Source organism: Mesocryomonas lacus (assembly GCF_055730105.2).
In genome coordinates, this window is sequence record NZ_JBUZWF020000009.1 from 1 (window position 1) to 14351 (window position 14351).

Genomic DNA, 14351 nt, shown 5'->3' on the forward strand with positions numbered 1-14351 from the left:
ACCGTCGTGGTGACGTTTGGCGTCCAGCAAGTAATTGCTATCGTCCGGTCGAGACCGCCAACTCGGCAAATCTCTTAAAATGTTCAAGCAGCAGAGGCGCCAATTCGAACCGCACCGGCTAATTCTGCCGATCCAGTTCTTCGCCAACCCGTCTGGTTGGCCCCGGCGCCGCGCCGTCTCGATGTCCGCTGTATAGGCCCCGCCCCTCGTTTCTGTCAACGACCTTTTCGCAAAATCGTCGCAGAGAACCCAAAACCCCATGTTTTGCAGGGCTTCCAGACTGTCGCTTTTTAGGGAACCCTTTCGACTCCCGGCGTGTCGCTCACCTCCAATCTGTGCGCGTCAAGCGAACGCGCCCCCCCCAAAGGTCGAACTTTTGGCAAAACCTCGCCCGTCTTTGCCGGTGCATCCGTTAGATCGCCAACGGACATTAGCCCTTCGTCTTGGGCGGTTAGAGCTGTCCGGCAATTCGCAGGAATTCCCGGACCCAGACGCCCGCCTACCTATCGGTCTCCGAAGGGAACTGCAGATCGTCTCCCAGAGGATCGGAATGGCTCCCTCTTCCCTCTTCCCTCTTCCCTCTTCCCTCTTCACTGTTCCCTCTCTCTGTCTTCGCCCCTTCCCCCATCTCATCCCGTCGCCCCTTCCTGACTGCATCCATTGTGGGAACCACCGTCGGCGCCGCTCCCAGCATTGACAGTCCCGCGCTGCGCCGGGTTAATCGCCCCATTCGTTCAGCGGCGCGGCGCCATGCCCCGGCCGCCGGTCGCGATTTCGCCACCATGATCGCCGATGGCCGGGCTGACACCCAACCAAGGAAGTGAATGAGCCAGGATTCGCCCCGTCGACCCGAGTTCGGAAACGAGCCGCCGCTTCTCGCAGATCGGCGACGGCGTCCGGACCGTCGCCAGGTCTCGGTACGCTGGCTGGCCGGAACCTTGCTCACCGGTCTCACCTCGAGCGCGCTGATGGGCATCGCGCTCTCGGCCGCACTCGACGGGCGCCATACGATGGCGAGCCCCGCCGCGGCCGCAACCGCCGCAGCCTCGCTCGACGCCACCTCGGAAAAAGGCGAGCGCGTTTTCGCCACCGCCATCCCGATGACCAAGAGCCGGCAGACCCTCGAACTCTCGACCGTGACGCGCGAGGGCGACCGCGAGGTGATCCGCACCCTCCCCTTCGCCTACGTCAACATGTCGCTCGCCGCCCGCCACACCACCAATGTCGACTATCCCGCCTTCGACGCGATGAAGGTCTTCGCCGAGGACGGCGATGCCGCCCCGGAGGTCGAAGCGGATGCCGCGCAGATCTATGGCGGCAAGACCGAGAGCGAGATGAGCCTCAAAATGGAGCCGTTCGACTTCGCCGACCTCGACGAGAGCGGCGAGATCGACGACCAGCAAGCCGAGGCGCAAGTGCGGGGCATCGCGCCGACCTTGTCTTACGATCCCGTCAAGGTCGCCTCGCTGGAGCCGGTCGACCCGCTGCGCTTTGCGCTCGAAAGCGACGCCCAGGATTACGAGCCCGGCTCGGCCTTTCGCGTCATCGAGGAGAACGTCTCGATCGCCGCGCCGAACGCACCGGCGGAGATCCCGCTCTACAACGAGGAGATCATCCCCTTCTCCACGCAGAAGACCATCCTGTCGGCGCTCACCGAGGCCGGCTACGCAGATAACGAGGCGAGCTATCCTGCCGAGAGGCTGGCCGACGTCCTCTCGACCAAGGTGCTCAACGCCGACAACGTCATCCGCGTCGGCGCCGAGACCGAGGGCGGCGTCCGGCGGATCGTCCGTCTCTCCGTCTACCGCGGCGATACCCATATCGTCACCGTCGCGGAAAACGATGCGGGGCGCTTCGAGCCGGCGGCCGCCCCGGATGTCAGTCATTCCGTCGCCGACGCCTTCGACGAAAACACCAGCGAAGGCCAGCGCGCCGACATGCCGAGCGTCTACGACGGCATCTACCAGGCGGCCCTGTCCTATGGCCTTAACGAACGCCTATGCCAGCAGCTCATCCGCATGCTGGCCTCGGAAGTCGACTTCCAGGCCCGGCTGGGGCCGAAGGATCACCTCACCGTCTTCTATTCGCTTGAAGAGGGCCAAGAGTCGGCGACCGACGCATCGGAAATCCTTTTCGTCGAAGCCAATTTCGGCGATGTCGCGAAGAAATATTACCGCTTCCGGGCGGAGGGCGACGACCACAGCGACTATTACGACGAAGAAGGCCGCAGTTCCCGCCAGTTCCTGCTGCGCAAGCCGGTCCCGAATGCCCGCATGAGTTCGCCCTTCAGCACCGGCCGCAAGCATCCCGTTCTCGGCTACACCCGGCCGCACTGGGGCGTCGACTGGGCGGCGCCGCAGGGAACGCCGATCCTTGCCGCGGGATCCGGCGTCGTCGAGACCGCCGGCTGGACCAATGGCTACGGCCGCCAGACCATTCTGAAGCACGCCAACGGCTATGAGACGTCCTATTCCCACCAGAGCGGCATCGCCAAGGGCGTTATTCCGGGCGCCCGGGTCCGGCAAGGCCAGATCATCGGCTATATCGGCTCAACCGGCCTCTCGACCGGCAACCATCTGCATTACGAGGTGATGGTCAACACCACGAAACTCGACCCGATGCGCATCAAGCTGCCCTCCGGCCGCGTGCTGCAGGGGGAGGAGCTCGAAGTGTTCAAACGCGAACGCGATCGGATCGACAACTTACTGATGGACCGTGATGACCCAGCCAAGGTCGCCGCCCGGTAGGATTTGCGCGCCTCAGCACTGGACAATGATTTTGCGCTACACCGTGTAATCGCGCCAGCCGCCGAAACATTTGAAGCGCTTCTCAGGGCTAACCATCGGCGTGCCTTGGGAGAGGACAGCAACCTCTCCACCCGATTTCAAGGTTCGGCCCGACCTTGCGGAGCCGGCCTTGTCCCCGCAACTTCCCCCGCCCCTTGGACAAACTCTACTTGCAGTAGGTCGCGCCATTGTTGCGAGCGGCGATGTCGAGGTGGAAATGGGTATCGTGGTCTGAATCGGTGCCGGGTCCGAGGACCGTCTTGAACGGGCCGCAAGCGGCGGCGCGGATGGAATCCTGGAACTTCGCCTCCGGGCTCCCCGCCGGCTTGGCCGCAACGCCGATCTCCTCACCCTTGTCGAAAACGAAGGACGCGATGTCGATCGCACTGCCGCGCGCGTGTTCGGAAATGCCCTTCTCGCTGGCACGCGGACGGCAGACATAGGTCGAGGCGTGCTTGAATTCGGTGAGCTTGCGGTCTGGAAGATCGGCCTTTGCCGCGGGGACGACGCCCTTCGTCATCCAGTCGTCCAGTGCCAACGCCGTGCGGCACAGCATCTGCGTCTTCGGCGACACCGTGATGCCGGAAGACAGGCGGGTGACGGCGACGGGCCGAAGCACGCCGCATTCGCCTTCGGAAATGCTGTCGTCGACGGTGAACTCGACGCCGCGCTTCTTCAGCTCGGTCTCACAGGCCTCGGCGTCCTCCACGGCAGCAGCGGCGAGAACCGCTGCGGCTGGACTGACCGCTGTCGTGCGCGACTTCAGCTTCTCCGTCGAATTCGGCGCCGCATCTTCATCCGCCGCTTCTTCAGTGGACGGGGTCGGCTTGGCCGGCTTCTGCGGTTCGACCTCAACTGCTGGCTTTGCCTCGCCCGGCGCGGCCGGCCGCTGGTCCGGCACCGGAATTTCATCCACCGGCTTCGCCGCCGTCGCCGCCGGGTCGGCGGGTGTCGTCGCGGCGGGATCAGTTGCCTGCGCAACGCCGGCATCGGAGTCGATCGAGGGTTTCTGCTCCGCCTTTTCGGCCTCTGCTTCCGGCTCGACGGCCACTGCCGGCTCGGCCGGTGCTTCCGATTCAACCGGGGGTGCGGGTGACGCCTCGGGCTTTGGCACGTCTTCGGCGCGTGGTACGGGCGGCGTGGCCTCAGCCGCGGCTGGCTGCACAGCGACTATCTCGGACGGCGCCTTCGTGTTGGCCGCATCCGGCACCATTGCGTCAGCATCCTTGGTGGCAACAGCGGCAGCCGTTGCTGCAGCGGCAGCGGCAGCGGGGACCGCTGCGTCTGCAGCCGTGGCCGGGCGCTGGTTCGGAACCGGCACGGCACTTCTCGCCGACGCCTTGGGCGCCGAGCGTTTCGACTGGTGACGTCGGGTTGTCGCCTTGCGCGGGGCCGGCTTGCCGAACAGACGCTCCAGCGGATTGGCGTCGGACCACGGCAGCTTTTGCGCTACCGCCGGCGCCGCATCCGTGAAACCAGCAATGCTGAGAATGGCGAGAACCGCAGCGCTGCGGCGCAACGCCGACCTCATTCGCTAAACTCCACCACGGTCTTTGCGGGCTGCACCATCTTCGACAGCGCCTGCGCATCCCAATTTGTCAGCCGAACACAGCCATGGCTTGCCGTCTTGTCGATCTTCGAGGGATCAGGCGTGCCGTGGATGCCGTAGGTCGGCTTCGACAGGTCGATCCAGACGATGCCCACGGGTCCGTTCGGGCCACCCGGCAGCGTCAGCTTCTTGTCGTTCTTGCCTTGCTGGAAATTCTTGTCGGGGTTGTACTCATAGGTCGGCTCCTGGGCACTGCCGTTCACCTTCATCGTACCCGATGGCGACGGTGTGCCTTCCGAACCGATGGTCGCGGGATCCATCAGGAGGATTTTGCCATCCTCGTCATAGGCGATGAGTTCGCCGAGGCTTTTGTCGACGACGATCTTGGCAACCTTGCCCTCGGGAGCGGCACCGGGATCGACCACCAGTACTTCCTGGCCGACGGTCGCCTGGTCGATCTTGGGATTGAGCCGGCGCAGCAGCTTCTCGTCCATATGGAAGCGCTCGCCGAGCATTTCGGCGACGTCGCGGTAGCCAAGCCACTCGAGCTTGGCGAGCTTGGCGTAATCGGTCGGCAGGTCCGGAACGAAACGCTCATCGAGATCAGCCTGGGTCAGGCGGTAGACCTGCATGCTCTTGGCGCTATCGGCCGAAAGCGCGGCCCAGAACTCAGGATCGGCTTTGCCGTCCGCCTTGAGGTCATGCATCTTCTCAAAGGCCTTGATCGCCTTTTCTGTGTTGCCACCGGGCATGCCGTCGATGACTCCAGGCGAGGCGTGCGCGCGGTCGAGGAGCACTTGCATCCGGATCAGAAATGGATCGGGAACATCCTCGGGCTTTTCGGCGATGCCGGGATCGACGGCCACGGCCTGCTGGTCGGCAGCCGGCGCATCGGCGGCCTGTTCGCGGGCCATCGTGTCGACGGTGGAGTCCGCCTCGCCCTCGATCACGTCCTTGGCTTCGGCGGCGGTTTTGACGCGGGCCTGCCATTCCTCGAACGTCGCCGTATCAATCGCACCCGGCGACAGGTCGGGCGCGCTGGTGGATGGCGGTGGCGGCGCGGCTGCCGGGTCAGGGGTCTGCGCCTGCGCCACCGAGGAAAGAAGGAGGCTGATCAATACCGAGTGGATGAACTGTGGCCGCATGTCTGTCTCCGCCTGTTTTGCAGGGGGTAACGTGCAGAAGCCTACTCCGCTCCGGGGTCTTCAGCTTATCTTATCAAACGGTGCCGGCTTCCCCTGCCGCCCCGATGGCGGCCCCGCGCTACTCGATAAACTCGACCGTGACGCCCGGCTTGACGAGCTTCGCGAGTTCCTGCGCATCGAAATTCGCCAGGCGCACGCAGCCATGGCTGTTGGTCTTGCCGATCTTCGAGGGCTCCGGCGTCCCATGGATGCCATAGGTCGGCTTCGACAGCGCGATCCAGACCGAGCCGACCGGTCCGTTCGGGCCGGGGGGGATGGTGAGGATCGACTTGTTCGAGCCTTGGGTGAAATTGATCTTCGGATTGTAGGTGTAGTTCGGGTCGAAGGCGATGCGGCTGACCTCGACCGTGCCGCTCGGCGACGGCGTATCGGACGAGCCGATGGTCGAGGGATAGGCCGCGATGAGCCGGCCCGCGGCGTCGTAGGCGCGTACTTGCTCGCGGCCCTTGTCGGCGATGATCTTGGCGACCGGCTCGGTGACGTTTGCGCCGATTGCGGTGACCTTCAGGATCGTGCCTGGCCGGTTGAAGTCGGCGCCAGGGTTGATCGCCTTCAGATAGTTCTCGTCCATATGGAAACGCTCGCCGAGCATCTCGCTGACGCGCGTATAGGCCATCGCCGGCAGCAGCGCCTTCTCGGCATAGTCGTCCGGGATGGAGGCGACGTAGGGACCGGCGATGTCCTTCTCGGTGATGGTGTAGCTGACGATCGCGGGACCGCCGGTGGAGTCCAGCTCTTCGGCGAGCGCCTGCGAATTGGTCGCGTCGAGCCTTGTGCCGAACTTCTCCTCATAAGCGGCGACCGCCTTGTCGACATTGCCGCCCATGCGCCCGTCGATCACGCCGGGCGAGATGCCGGCACGGTCGAGCAGCACCTGCAGCGCGGCGATCTGCACCGAGGCATTCTTGCCTTTCGGGCCGGCCACGGACGGAGCGGGCCGGGATTCCGGCGCGGTGGTCTCGTTGGGATAGACGATCGCCGGGTTGCCTTCGGGCATGTCGATGGCGCCGCCCGCATCGCCCGGCAACTGGGAGTCAGGGGGCAGCTGGGAGTCGCCGGGCAAGCCGGCATTGCGCTGACCGCCGGAAAGGCCGTCATCGCCGGGCTCGGGAAAGGCGGAGTCATAGGTCGGGTCCGGCAAGGCCCCTCTCTCGACCGGCGCGTCATAACGCGGATCGGACCGTTGATCGGCACGGCGGGATCTGAAGCCGGGATCGATGCCGGGAACGTCGTCCGCCGGACCTTCCAGGACAAGGTTCGGGTCGTTGGCGGGCGGCGCACCCAGCCGCGCCGATCCGTTCCCGCGCGGGCGGAAGCCGCCACGGTCCGGCTGCTCAACGCCAATGATGCGGCCGCGCGCGTCGACGGTCACCCGCCGGCCGTACTCGTCGATAAAGCTCTCGGCCCGCCGCGGGGGAGCGGCGTCGTCGCCATTCCCGTCATAGATCGGCAGATCGTTCGGCTCGTAATACTGTGCCAGCGACGGCGTGGACGAAAGCGCCGACAACGCCAGCGCCACGAGCACGGCGGACGGCACAGTGACTGACTTCATCTGAACTCTCCACGCAGAGCAAGGCGGCCCGCCCCGACACCAACGGCTGCCGTAGCACCCCAAGCTGTCCCGGGGGTTACCAGATCGCAAATGAACCCGGCATGAAGAAGGCGTCCGCGAGAGGTCCGGCGGCCCGGTCGGCTCCGCTTTCGGCGGGGCAGAGGACTGGCCACTCGACCGATCCTTCGTCTTGCCCGCCCGATGGTCTGGCAGGTGCAACCGCTCAGGCGACCTGCCCGGCGCTCCAGCCGGAGGCCCAGGCCCACTGGAAGTTATAGCCGCCGAGCCAGCCGGTGACGTCGACAACCTCGCCGACGAAATAGAGCCCGGGCACGCTACGCGCCTCGAGGGTGCGCGAGTCCAGCTCGCTGGTATCGACGCCGCCGAGCGTCACCTCGGCCGTGCGGTAGCCCTCGGACCCCGCCGGCTTGAACCGCCACTGGTTGACCGCAAGGACAACGCCGCGCAGCAGCTTGTCGGACCAGTCGGCCAGGTTCTTCGGCCCGGGATGCGCCTCGGCGATCCGCTGGGCGAGGCTTTTGGGCAGGAAGGCGCCCAGCGCCGTCTGCAGCGCCTGCCGGCCGTTTTCCGCCCGCGCGGCGCGCAGGTCCGCCAGCACGTCGCGCTCCGGCAGCATGGCGACCGAGATCTCGTCGCCCTCGCGCCAGAACGACGAGATCTGCAGCATCGCCGGCCCCGACAGGCCGCGGTGGGTGAACAGCAGCGCCTCGGCGAACGTCGTCTTGCCGTGCGAGACGGTCGCGTCGATGGCTGTGCCCGACAGCGGCTTCAGCCGCTCCAGCGTCGGCGGATCTAGCGTCAGCGGCACCAGCGCCGGCCGGACGTCGGTAACCTTCAGGCCGAACTCCCGCGCCACGTCGTAGCCAAAGCCAGTGGCGCCCATCTTCGGGATCGACTTGCCACCGGTGGCAATGATCAGCGAGCTGCACTCGACTGGCTCGGACCCGCGGCTGTCATGGCTTAGCACCGCCGAGAAGCCGTCGTCGGTCTTGCGAATGCGACCGGCCGAGGTGCCAAGCCGCAGCTCGGCGCCCGCCTCCCGCATCTCGGTCATCAGCATAGACACGATCTGAGCGGCCGAGCCGTCGCAGAACAGCTGCCCCAGCGCCTTCTCGTGATAGGCGATGCCATAGCGCTCGACGAGGGCGATGAAGGCGCTCGCCGGATAACGCTTCAGCGCCGAGATGCAGAAGCTCGGATTGGCGGAAAGGAAGTTCTTCGGACTGGTGTGCACATTGGTGAAGTTGCACCGCCCGCCGCCGGAGATTCTGATCTTCTCGCCGGGCGTTGCCGCGTGGTCGACCACGAGCACGCTCCGCCCCCTTTTGCCGGCCTCGGCGGCCGCCATCATCCCGGCGGCACCGGCACCGATGACCAGAACGTCGATTTTCACGTGAGCACTCCAAAAGGTCGGCGCTGCAGGGCGCTCCGCGTCATGTGCCGACGACCGACCGTCCGGTCAAGCACCCCTCAGTCCACCGCCCCCGTCAGCGTCTTGACGAAGCGCATGGTGCGCGGATCGCGCGGGGTCTGGAACAGCACCGCGGGCGGCCCTTCCTCGACGATGCCGCCGCCCTCGAGGAAAGCGACGCGGTTGGCGATCTGCCGGGCGAGGCGCAGGTCGTGGGTCGCCATCAGCATGGTCATGCCTTCGCCGGCGAGCGTGCGGAGGACCTCGACGACCTCGCCCGCGAGTTCCGGATCGAGCGCGGAAGTCGGCTCGTCGCAGAGCAGGAGTTTTGGCGATGCCGCCAGCGCCCGGGCGATGGCGACGCGCTGCTGCTGGCCGCCCGACAGCGTTGCCGGCCAAGCCTCGGCCTTATCAGCCATGCCGACCTTCTCCAGGAGTTCCATCGCCCTTGTCCGGGCCTTTTCCTCCGGCCATTGCGAGACGACGACCAGCCCCTCCATCACATTGCCGATCACCGTGCGGTGCGGAAACAGCTGAAAGTTCTGGAACACCATGCCGGTCTGCCGCCGAACCGCCAGAATGTCGGCCTTGGAGGGTTTGTGTGCGGCGTCGAAGGTCAGCCGGAGGGTGCCGAGCTCGAGCGTGCCGGCCTCCGGCATCTCCAGAAGGTTGACGCAGCGCAGCAGCGTGCTCTTGCCGCTGCCGGAAGGGCCGATCAGCGCGGTCACGCTGCCCTCGGTAATGTCGAGGTCGACTCCGCCGAGGACGACATTGTCGCCGAAGCGCTTGCGGATACCGGAAAGGCGGATCATCGGCCGGTCTCCAGAAAGCCGCCATAGCGGCCGTAGTGCTTTTCAAGCCGTGCCTGAAGAGCCGAGAGAACCGAGGAGACCACGAGATAGAGCAGCGCCGCCTCGATGTAGAGGATTAGCGGCTCGTAGGTGGTCGCGACGATCCGCTGCGCCTGCTGGAAGAGTTCCGGCACGGTGATCGCGGCGGCGAGCGAGGTATCTTTGACCAGCGAGATAAAGGAATTGGACAGCGGCGGTACCGCCACCCGCGTCGCCTGCGGCACGATGGTGTGCATCAGCGTCTGCCTTCCGGTCATGCCGATGGCATAGGACGCCTCCCATTGCCCGCGCGAGACCGAGGTCAGCGCCGCCCGGATGACTTCCGACGTATAGGCCCCGACGCTGAGGGTGAAGCCGATCAGCGCCGCGGGAAAGGCGTCGATCAGGATGCCGACGCTCGGCAGGCCGTAGAAGATGACGAAGAGCTGCACCAGAAGCGGCGTGCCGCGGATGAACCAGACATAGAACCGCGCGAGCAGAGCGAGCGGCTTCGGCGCGAACAGCCGGGTCAGCGCCGTGACGAAACCGAGCGCGAGGCCCAACACGAAGGACAGCACCGCCAGCGGCACCGAAAAAACCAGTCCGGCACGGACGAGGGGCCAGAGCGAGTCCAGCATGAGCTGCAGAAAGGGCGGCAAGCGTGTTCCCCGAAAGACAAGACGGCCGACCGGAAGCCGGTCGGCCGTGTGGTTGAGCCCAGTGTGCCGCGAGGCGCGCGGCGACGCCAGCCGTTACTGCGAGACGTCGGCGCCGAAATACTTCTGCGAGATCTTGCCGTAGGTGCCATCCGCCTTGATCGCGGCCAGCGCCTTGTTGATCTCGGCGACCAGGGGCGCATTGTCCTTCTGAACAATGATGCCGGAGGCGGCCGCATCGTCCTGCGTCGCGACCACCGCGACGCCGGCATTCGGCTGCTTCTTCTTGAAGTCGAGATAGGACAGGTTGTCGTTGATCGTGGCATCCGCCCGGCCGGTCAGAACCAGCTGCACCGACTGGTCGAAGCCGTCGGTCCCGACGAGCTCGGCGCCGGCGCCTTCAGCAATCTTGCCGTAGTTCGAGGTCAGCGACTGCGCCGCGCGCTTACCCTTGAGATCGGGGAAATCCTTGATCGGGCTGCCTTCCTTGACGATCAGAACGGCCTTCGAGACGATGTAGGGGTCGGAGAAGTCGAAACGCGCCTTGCGCTCCTCGGTGATGCCCACCTGGTTGATCACCGCATCATAGCGGTTGGAGGCAAGGCCGGCGATCAGGCCGTCCCACTTGCCCTCGACGAACGCTGCCTTGACGCCGAGCTTCTCGGCAACCGCCTCGCCGATCTCGACGTCGAAGCCGACCAGCTTGCCGGACGTGTCGTGGAAGGTGAAAGGCGCGTAGGTGCCCTCGGTGCCGATGCGCAGGGCGCCGCTGGATTTGACGTCCTCGAGGCTTCCGGCGCTGGCGAGTGCTGCGCTGGCGAGAAGGGCGGCAAGGGTGGCGGCGACGAGTTTCATCCGGTGAGTCCTTAGGCAGGGAAGAGGTGTGACGATAGTCAGAAGATCGGAAATGCGTCAGGGTTCCTCAAGGAATGGATTGGCGTTCCCCCGCCGATCCGTAGCTTTTCCGTCCGCCTCGGTCCCTGGCGCCGCCCGGCCTAACCGTTTGACAGCGCCTAAAGCCCGACACTAATCCTAGCTGATAAATAGTTGGCCAGGGAGACGCCGAGATGACCGACATCACACAGCCGGCCGGGAGCGGGGCGGCAGTCGAGCCGGCGCTGCATCGGGTGATGGGGCCTTGGCTGCTCCTCCTCTTCATCGTCGGCGATATTCTCGGCACCGGCATCTACGCGCTCACCGGACAGGTCGCCAAGCAGGTCGGCGGCGTGGTCTGGCTGCCTTTCCTCATCGCCTTCGTCGTCGCCCTCATCACCGCCTTCAGCTATCTCGAGCTGGTGACGAAATACCCGAAAGCGGCAGGCGCCGCGCTTTACGCCCACAAGGCCTTCGGCATCCACTTCGTCACCTTCATCGTCGCCTTCGCCGTGATGTGCTCGGGCATCACCTCCGCCGCCACGGCTTCGCGGGCCTTCGCGGCCAACATGTCGACGGCTTTGGGGATGGGGCTCGAGGGCGGTATCGGCATCACGCTCATCGGGCTCGCCTTCATGGCGATCGTCGCCGTCGTCAACTTTCGCGGCGTCGGCGAGAGCGTGAAGGCGAACGTCGTCCTCACCGTCGTCGAACTGACCGGCCTTTTGATCATCATCTTCATCGGCTTGTGGGCAATCGGGCTCGGCCAGGGCGACGTCTCGCGCGTCATGCAGTTCGGCGGCGCCGCGGATTCGACGGTGTTCTGGTCGGTCATCTCCGCCACCACGCTCGCCTTCTTCGCCATGGTCGGCTTCGAGGATTCGGTGAACATGGCCGAGGAATGTAAGGACCCCTCCAAGATCTTCCCGAAAGTGCTCCTCGCCGGCCTGATCATCACCGGCGTGATCTATGTTCTCGTCTCCATCTCGGCGATCACCCTCGTCTCGCCGGAGGATCTTGGCGAAGGCGAGACGCCGCTATTAAAAGTCGTCTCGGCCGGCGCGCCCAGCTTTCCGCTCTGGATCTTCGGCTTCATCACCATGTTCGCGGTCGCCAACTCGGCCCTCATCAACATGCTGATGGCCAGCCGCCTCGTCTACGGCATGAGCCGCGAGCACGTCCTGCCGGCAGCGCTCGGCAAGGTGCATGCCACCCGCCGCTCGCCCTACATCGCCATCGGCTTCACCACGCTCCTCGCTTTCGGCCTCATCACCTTCGTTGGCGAGGTGCCGGCGCTCGGCGGCACGACGGCGCTGCTGCTCCTTTGCGTTTTCACCGTCGTCAACATCGCCGTCCTGGTGCTGCGCAAGGACCCGGTCGAGCACCAGCATTTCCGCACGCCGACCGTACTGCCGATCCTCGGCGCTCTCGCCTGCGCCTTCTTCGCCGGCCCCTGGACCGGCCGCGACACGGTGCAATATTCGATCGCCGGCATACTTCTGGCCATCGGCGTCGGCCTCTGGATCGTCACCGTCCTCGTCAACCGCGCCGTCGGCACCGGCCGCGATGCCGATCAGCCGGCCATGGTAAAAAGCGGTGCCCCCTAAACTAGAGCGCGGCTTCTACCGCAGCCCACCAAGGAGCTCTTTCATAACTGGGGTTCCTGCGTTTGCCACGGTGGGCAAGGTCATACCCATCGCCGAGTGCAACCTGCCTGCGGAAGACATGCGCGGCGATATCCCGCGTCGCCTTCTTTCGGCCCATGGCATGCCCCCGGAGAAACAGCAGAGACGACCTTTAGATACCTAAAAACACTGGTCACCTCTTCACCTTCCGGGACGCAGTTCGCCATGACAGGATCGCTGAAGCCGCGGGCAACGGGGAGAGGGCTATGGACGACCTGGGCAACGCCGCAGCGACCGTCGAAGCATTGGACATCGGCGGCATGATCGCGGCAATTGCCGCCTTGGGCGTTGCCGCGCAGGGTCTTGTCGACTCCAGCAAGTTCTTCAACGGCGGTATCTCGCGTGCGGGCTTGGGCTTCATCAAGAAAGCCCTCGCGCCGTTCGAGCGCGGACTGGAGATCGCCGCGGGGCCCGATCCCTTTACGGCGATCGAGGCCAACTGGATCAATGGTGTCCAGAAGGACGAGCAGAAACAGGCCACGCTGAACCTGATCCGCTTAGGCCTTACCGGCACCACGGCCAGCCATCTGGCGACGGACATAGAAGCGGTTGACGGCACCCGCTTGCAGATGGTCGCCGAGAAGCTTGAGGCCGGCACGACGCTTGAGGAGGCCGACCTTGCCCTCCTCGCCCGCTTCGATTCCGTTGTTGATGTCCGCCTGTCGGCCGCCTACGAGCGCGCAGACCAGTACTACCGCAACAGCGCCAAGCTTGCCGCCGGGGTCGTCTCGCTCTGTCTCTCGCTGATCGCCGTGACCGCCAGTCCCGGAATCACCGGCTATCATGGTTTTGCGGAAATAATGGTCGCGCTGCTGATCGGCCTGATCGCCGTGCCATTGGCGCCGGTCTCGAAGGATCTGACCTCAGCCGTTTCCACCGCGGTAAAGGCCCTCAAGCTCGGCAAGGCCTGAGCGATGACGCTTTTCATCAACTTCCGCGAAAAGCGGATCAGCGGCGGCACACGGTCGGTGCCGGAAATCTTCGAGGGAAACCCCGATGATGGCTACCGGCCGGTTCCGGCAAACCGTTTTGCCGAGCGCGTTGCAGGCCGGGATCTTTTGATCGCCACCCATGGCTTCGACAACACCTGGACGGACGGCGTTTTCGCCCTGTCCAGGCTCGAAGATGCGCTGAGGCCGCATTCCTTGCCCGCCAGCACGCTGTACGCCGCTGTGCTCTGGCCGGGTGATTCCTACGCCTGGAAGCTCGGCTATCCCAGCGAACGCCGCACCGCTGTCACCTGCGGCAGAAATCTCGGCGTCTTCCTCAACATCCATGCCCGGGCATCCGGCAGCCTTTCCTTCGCCAGCCACAGCCTCGGGGCCCGCCTGGTGCTGGAGGCCGCCCGGCATACCGTGCTGCCGATCCGTCTGATGTGTCTCATGGCGGCAGCCATCGAAAACACCTGCCTGTTCCAAGAATATAGCGATGTCGGGTCCAAGGCCGACGCGATCGCCGTGCTCTCGTCGCGCGAGGACCGGGTCCTGCGTTGGGCGTTTCCGGCCGGTAATCTGGTGTCGGCAGTGCTGAACCCGACGGCCAACCCGCTGTCGGCCGCGCTCGGCTATGCCGGACCACGCAATCCCATCGGCAAGACCACTAAATCCTATCCGATCGCACCGGCCGATCGATACGATCATGGCGATTATCTGCCCCCGAGCGGTCCGAACGATCCGCTCGCTCCGCCGGGAGACTGGGACCGCCCTTCCCGCTTCCTGGCCAACGCTTTGCGCAATGCCAGCCAAGCCTGGCCGTGAAGGAACGGCTGCCTCGCCCGCTGCCG

The 14351-nt window shown here is 65.3% G+C and carries 11 protein-coding genes; 4 read left to right on the forward strand and 7 right to left on the reverse strand.

Going from position 1 to position 14351, the window contains the following annotated elements:
- Positions 1-824: 824 nt before the first annotated feature.
- On the forward strand, positions 825-2747 hold the full coding sequence (locus tag ACZLZQ_RS22405) for a M23 family metallopeptidase (RefSeq protein WP_472951332.1): 1923 nt from the start codon (positions 825-827) through the stop codon (positions 2745-2747).
- Between the two features lie 205 nt (positions 2748-2952).
- Here ACZLZQ_RS22405 and ACZLZQ_RS22410 read toward each other — a convergent pair whose 3' ends face one another.
- The 7 genes from ACZLZQ_RS22410 to ACZLZQ_RS22440 all read right to left on the reverse strand — a co-directional run bounded on the left by ACZLZQ_RS22410 (position 2953) and on the right by ACZLZQ_RS22440 (position 10865).
- Positions 2953-4317 (reverse strand): extensin-like domain-containing protein, encoded by a 1365-nt coding sequence (locus tag ACZLZQ_RS22410; protein ID WP_472951334.1) that lies wholly within the window; start codon positions 4315-4317, stop codon positions 2953-2955.
- The gene (locus ACZLZQ_RS22415) at positions 4314-5480 is read right to left on the reverse strand and encodes a L,D-transpeptidase family protein (protein ID WP_472951336.1); all 1167 of its coding nucleotides are present in this window, start codon (positions 5478-5480) and stop codon (positions 4314-4316) included. The genes ACZLZQ_RS22410 and ACZLZQ_RS22415 overlap by 4 nt, the downstream gene beginning before the upstream one ends.
- 118 nt (positions 5481-5598) lie before the next feature.
- Positions 5599-7092, reverse strand: a complete 1494-nt coding sequence (locus ACZLZQ_RS22420) for a L,D-transpeptidase family protein (protein ID WP_472951338.1) — start codon at positions 7090-7092, stop codon at positions 5599-5601.
- A 223-nt stretch (positions 7093-7315) separates the two neighbouring features.
- Positions 7316-8464 (reverse strand): BaiN/RdsA family NAD(P)/FAD-dependent oxidoreductase, encoded by a 1149-nt coding sequence (locus ACZLZQ_RS22425; RefSeq protein ID WP_472951569.1) that lies wholly within the window; start codon positions 8462-8464, stop codon positions 7316-7318.
- A 119-nt stretch (positions 8465-8583) separates the two neighbouring features.
- Positions 8584-9336, reverse strand: coding sequence for an amino acid ABC transporter ATP-binding protein (locus tag ACZLZQ_RS22430; protein WP_472935771.1), 753 nt, complete (start codon positions 9334-9336; stop codon positions 8584-8586).
- Positions 9333-10013 carry an ABC transporter permease subunit gene (locus tag ACZLZQ_RS22435; RefSeq protein ID WP_472951340.1) on the reverse strand — a complete coding sequence of 227 codons (681 nt, stop codon included), beginning with the start codon at positions 10011-10013 and terminating at the stop codon, positions 9333-9335. Before ACZLZQ_RS22435 ends, ACZLZQ_RS22430 begins: the two co-directional genes overlap by 4 nt.
- A gap of 93 nt (positions 10014-10106) precedes the next feature.
- Positions 10107-10865 carry an amino acid ABC transporter substrate-binding protein gene (locus ACZLZQ_RS22440; protein ID WP_472935773.1) on the reverse strand — a complete coding sequence of 253 codons (759 nt, stop codon included), beginning with the start codon at positions 10863-10865 and terminating at the stop codon, positions 10107-10109.
- 212 nt (positions 10866-11077) lie between these two features.
- Here ACZLZQ_RS22440 and ACZLZQ_RS22445 point away from each other — a divergent pair, with 212 nt between their 5' ends.
- From ACZLZQ_RS22445 to ACZLZQ_RS22455, 3 genes are all read left to right on the forward strand, one after another.
- Positions 11078-12490: an APC family permease gene (locus ACZLZQ_RS22445; RefSeq protein ID WP_472951342.1), complete on the forward strand. Its 1413-nt coding sequence runs from the start codon at positions 11078-11080 to the stop codon at positions 12488-12490.
- 284 nt (positions 12491-12774) lie between these two features.
- Positions 12775-13479: a hypothetical protein gene (locus tag ACZLZQ_RS22450; protein ID WP_472951344.1), complete on the forward strand. Its 705-nt coding sequence runs from the start codon at positions 12775-12777 to the stop codon at positions 13477-13479.
- A 57-nt stretch (positions 13480-13536) separates the two neighbouring features.
- The gene (locus tag ACZLZQ_RS22455; RefSeq protein WP_472951345.1) at positions 13537-14325 is read left to right on the forward strand and encodes an alpha/beta hydrolase; all 789 of its coding nucleotides are present in this window, start codon (positions 13537-13539) and stop codon (positions 14323-14325) included.
- The last annotated feature ends 26 nt before the right edge of the window (positions 14326-14351 follow it).

Coding starts and splice junctions, on each gene's coding strand:
- ACZLZQ_RS22450 (WP_472951344.1), top strand. CDS start 12,775: ATGGACGACCTGGGCAACGCCGCAGCGACCGTCGAAGCATTGGACATC.
- ACZLZQ_RS22430 (WP_472935771.1), bottom strand. CDS start 9,336: ATGATCCGCCTTTCCGGTATCCGCAAGCGCTTCGGCGACAATGTCGTC.
- ACZLZQ_RS22420 (WP_472951338.1), bottom strand. CDS start 7,092: ATGAAGTCAGTCACTGTGCCGTCCGCCGTGCTCGTGGCGCTGGCGTTG.
- ACZLZQ_RS22410 (WP_472951334.1), bottom strand. CDS start 4,317: ATGAGGTCGGCGTTGCGCCGCAGCGCTGCGGTTCTCGCCATTCTCAGC.
- ACZLZQ_RS22445 (WP_472951342.1), top strand. CDS start 11,078: ATGACCGACATCACACAGCCGGCCGGGAGCGGGGCGGCAGTCGAGCCG.
- ACZLZQ_RS22415 (WP_472951336.1), bottom strand. CDS start 5,480: ATGCGGCCACAGTTCATCCACTCGGTATTGATCAGCCTCCTTCTTTCC.
- ACZLZQ_RS22405 (WP_472951332.1), top strand. CDS start 825: ATGAGCCAGGATTCGCCCCGTCGACCCGAGTTCGGAAACGAGCCGCCG.
- ACZLZQ_RS22425 (WP_472951569.1), bottom strand. CDS start 8,464: ATGATGGCGGCCGCCGAGGCCGGCAAAAGGGGGCGGAGCGTGCTCGTG.
- ACZLZQ_RS22440 (WP_472935773.1), bottom strand. CDS start 10,865: ATGAAACTCGTCGCCGCCACCCTTGCCGCCCTTCTCGCCAGCGCAGCA.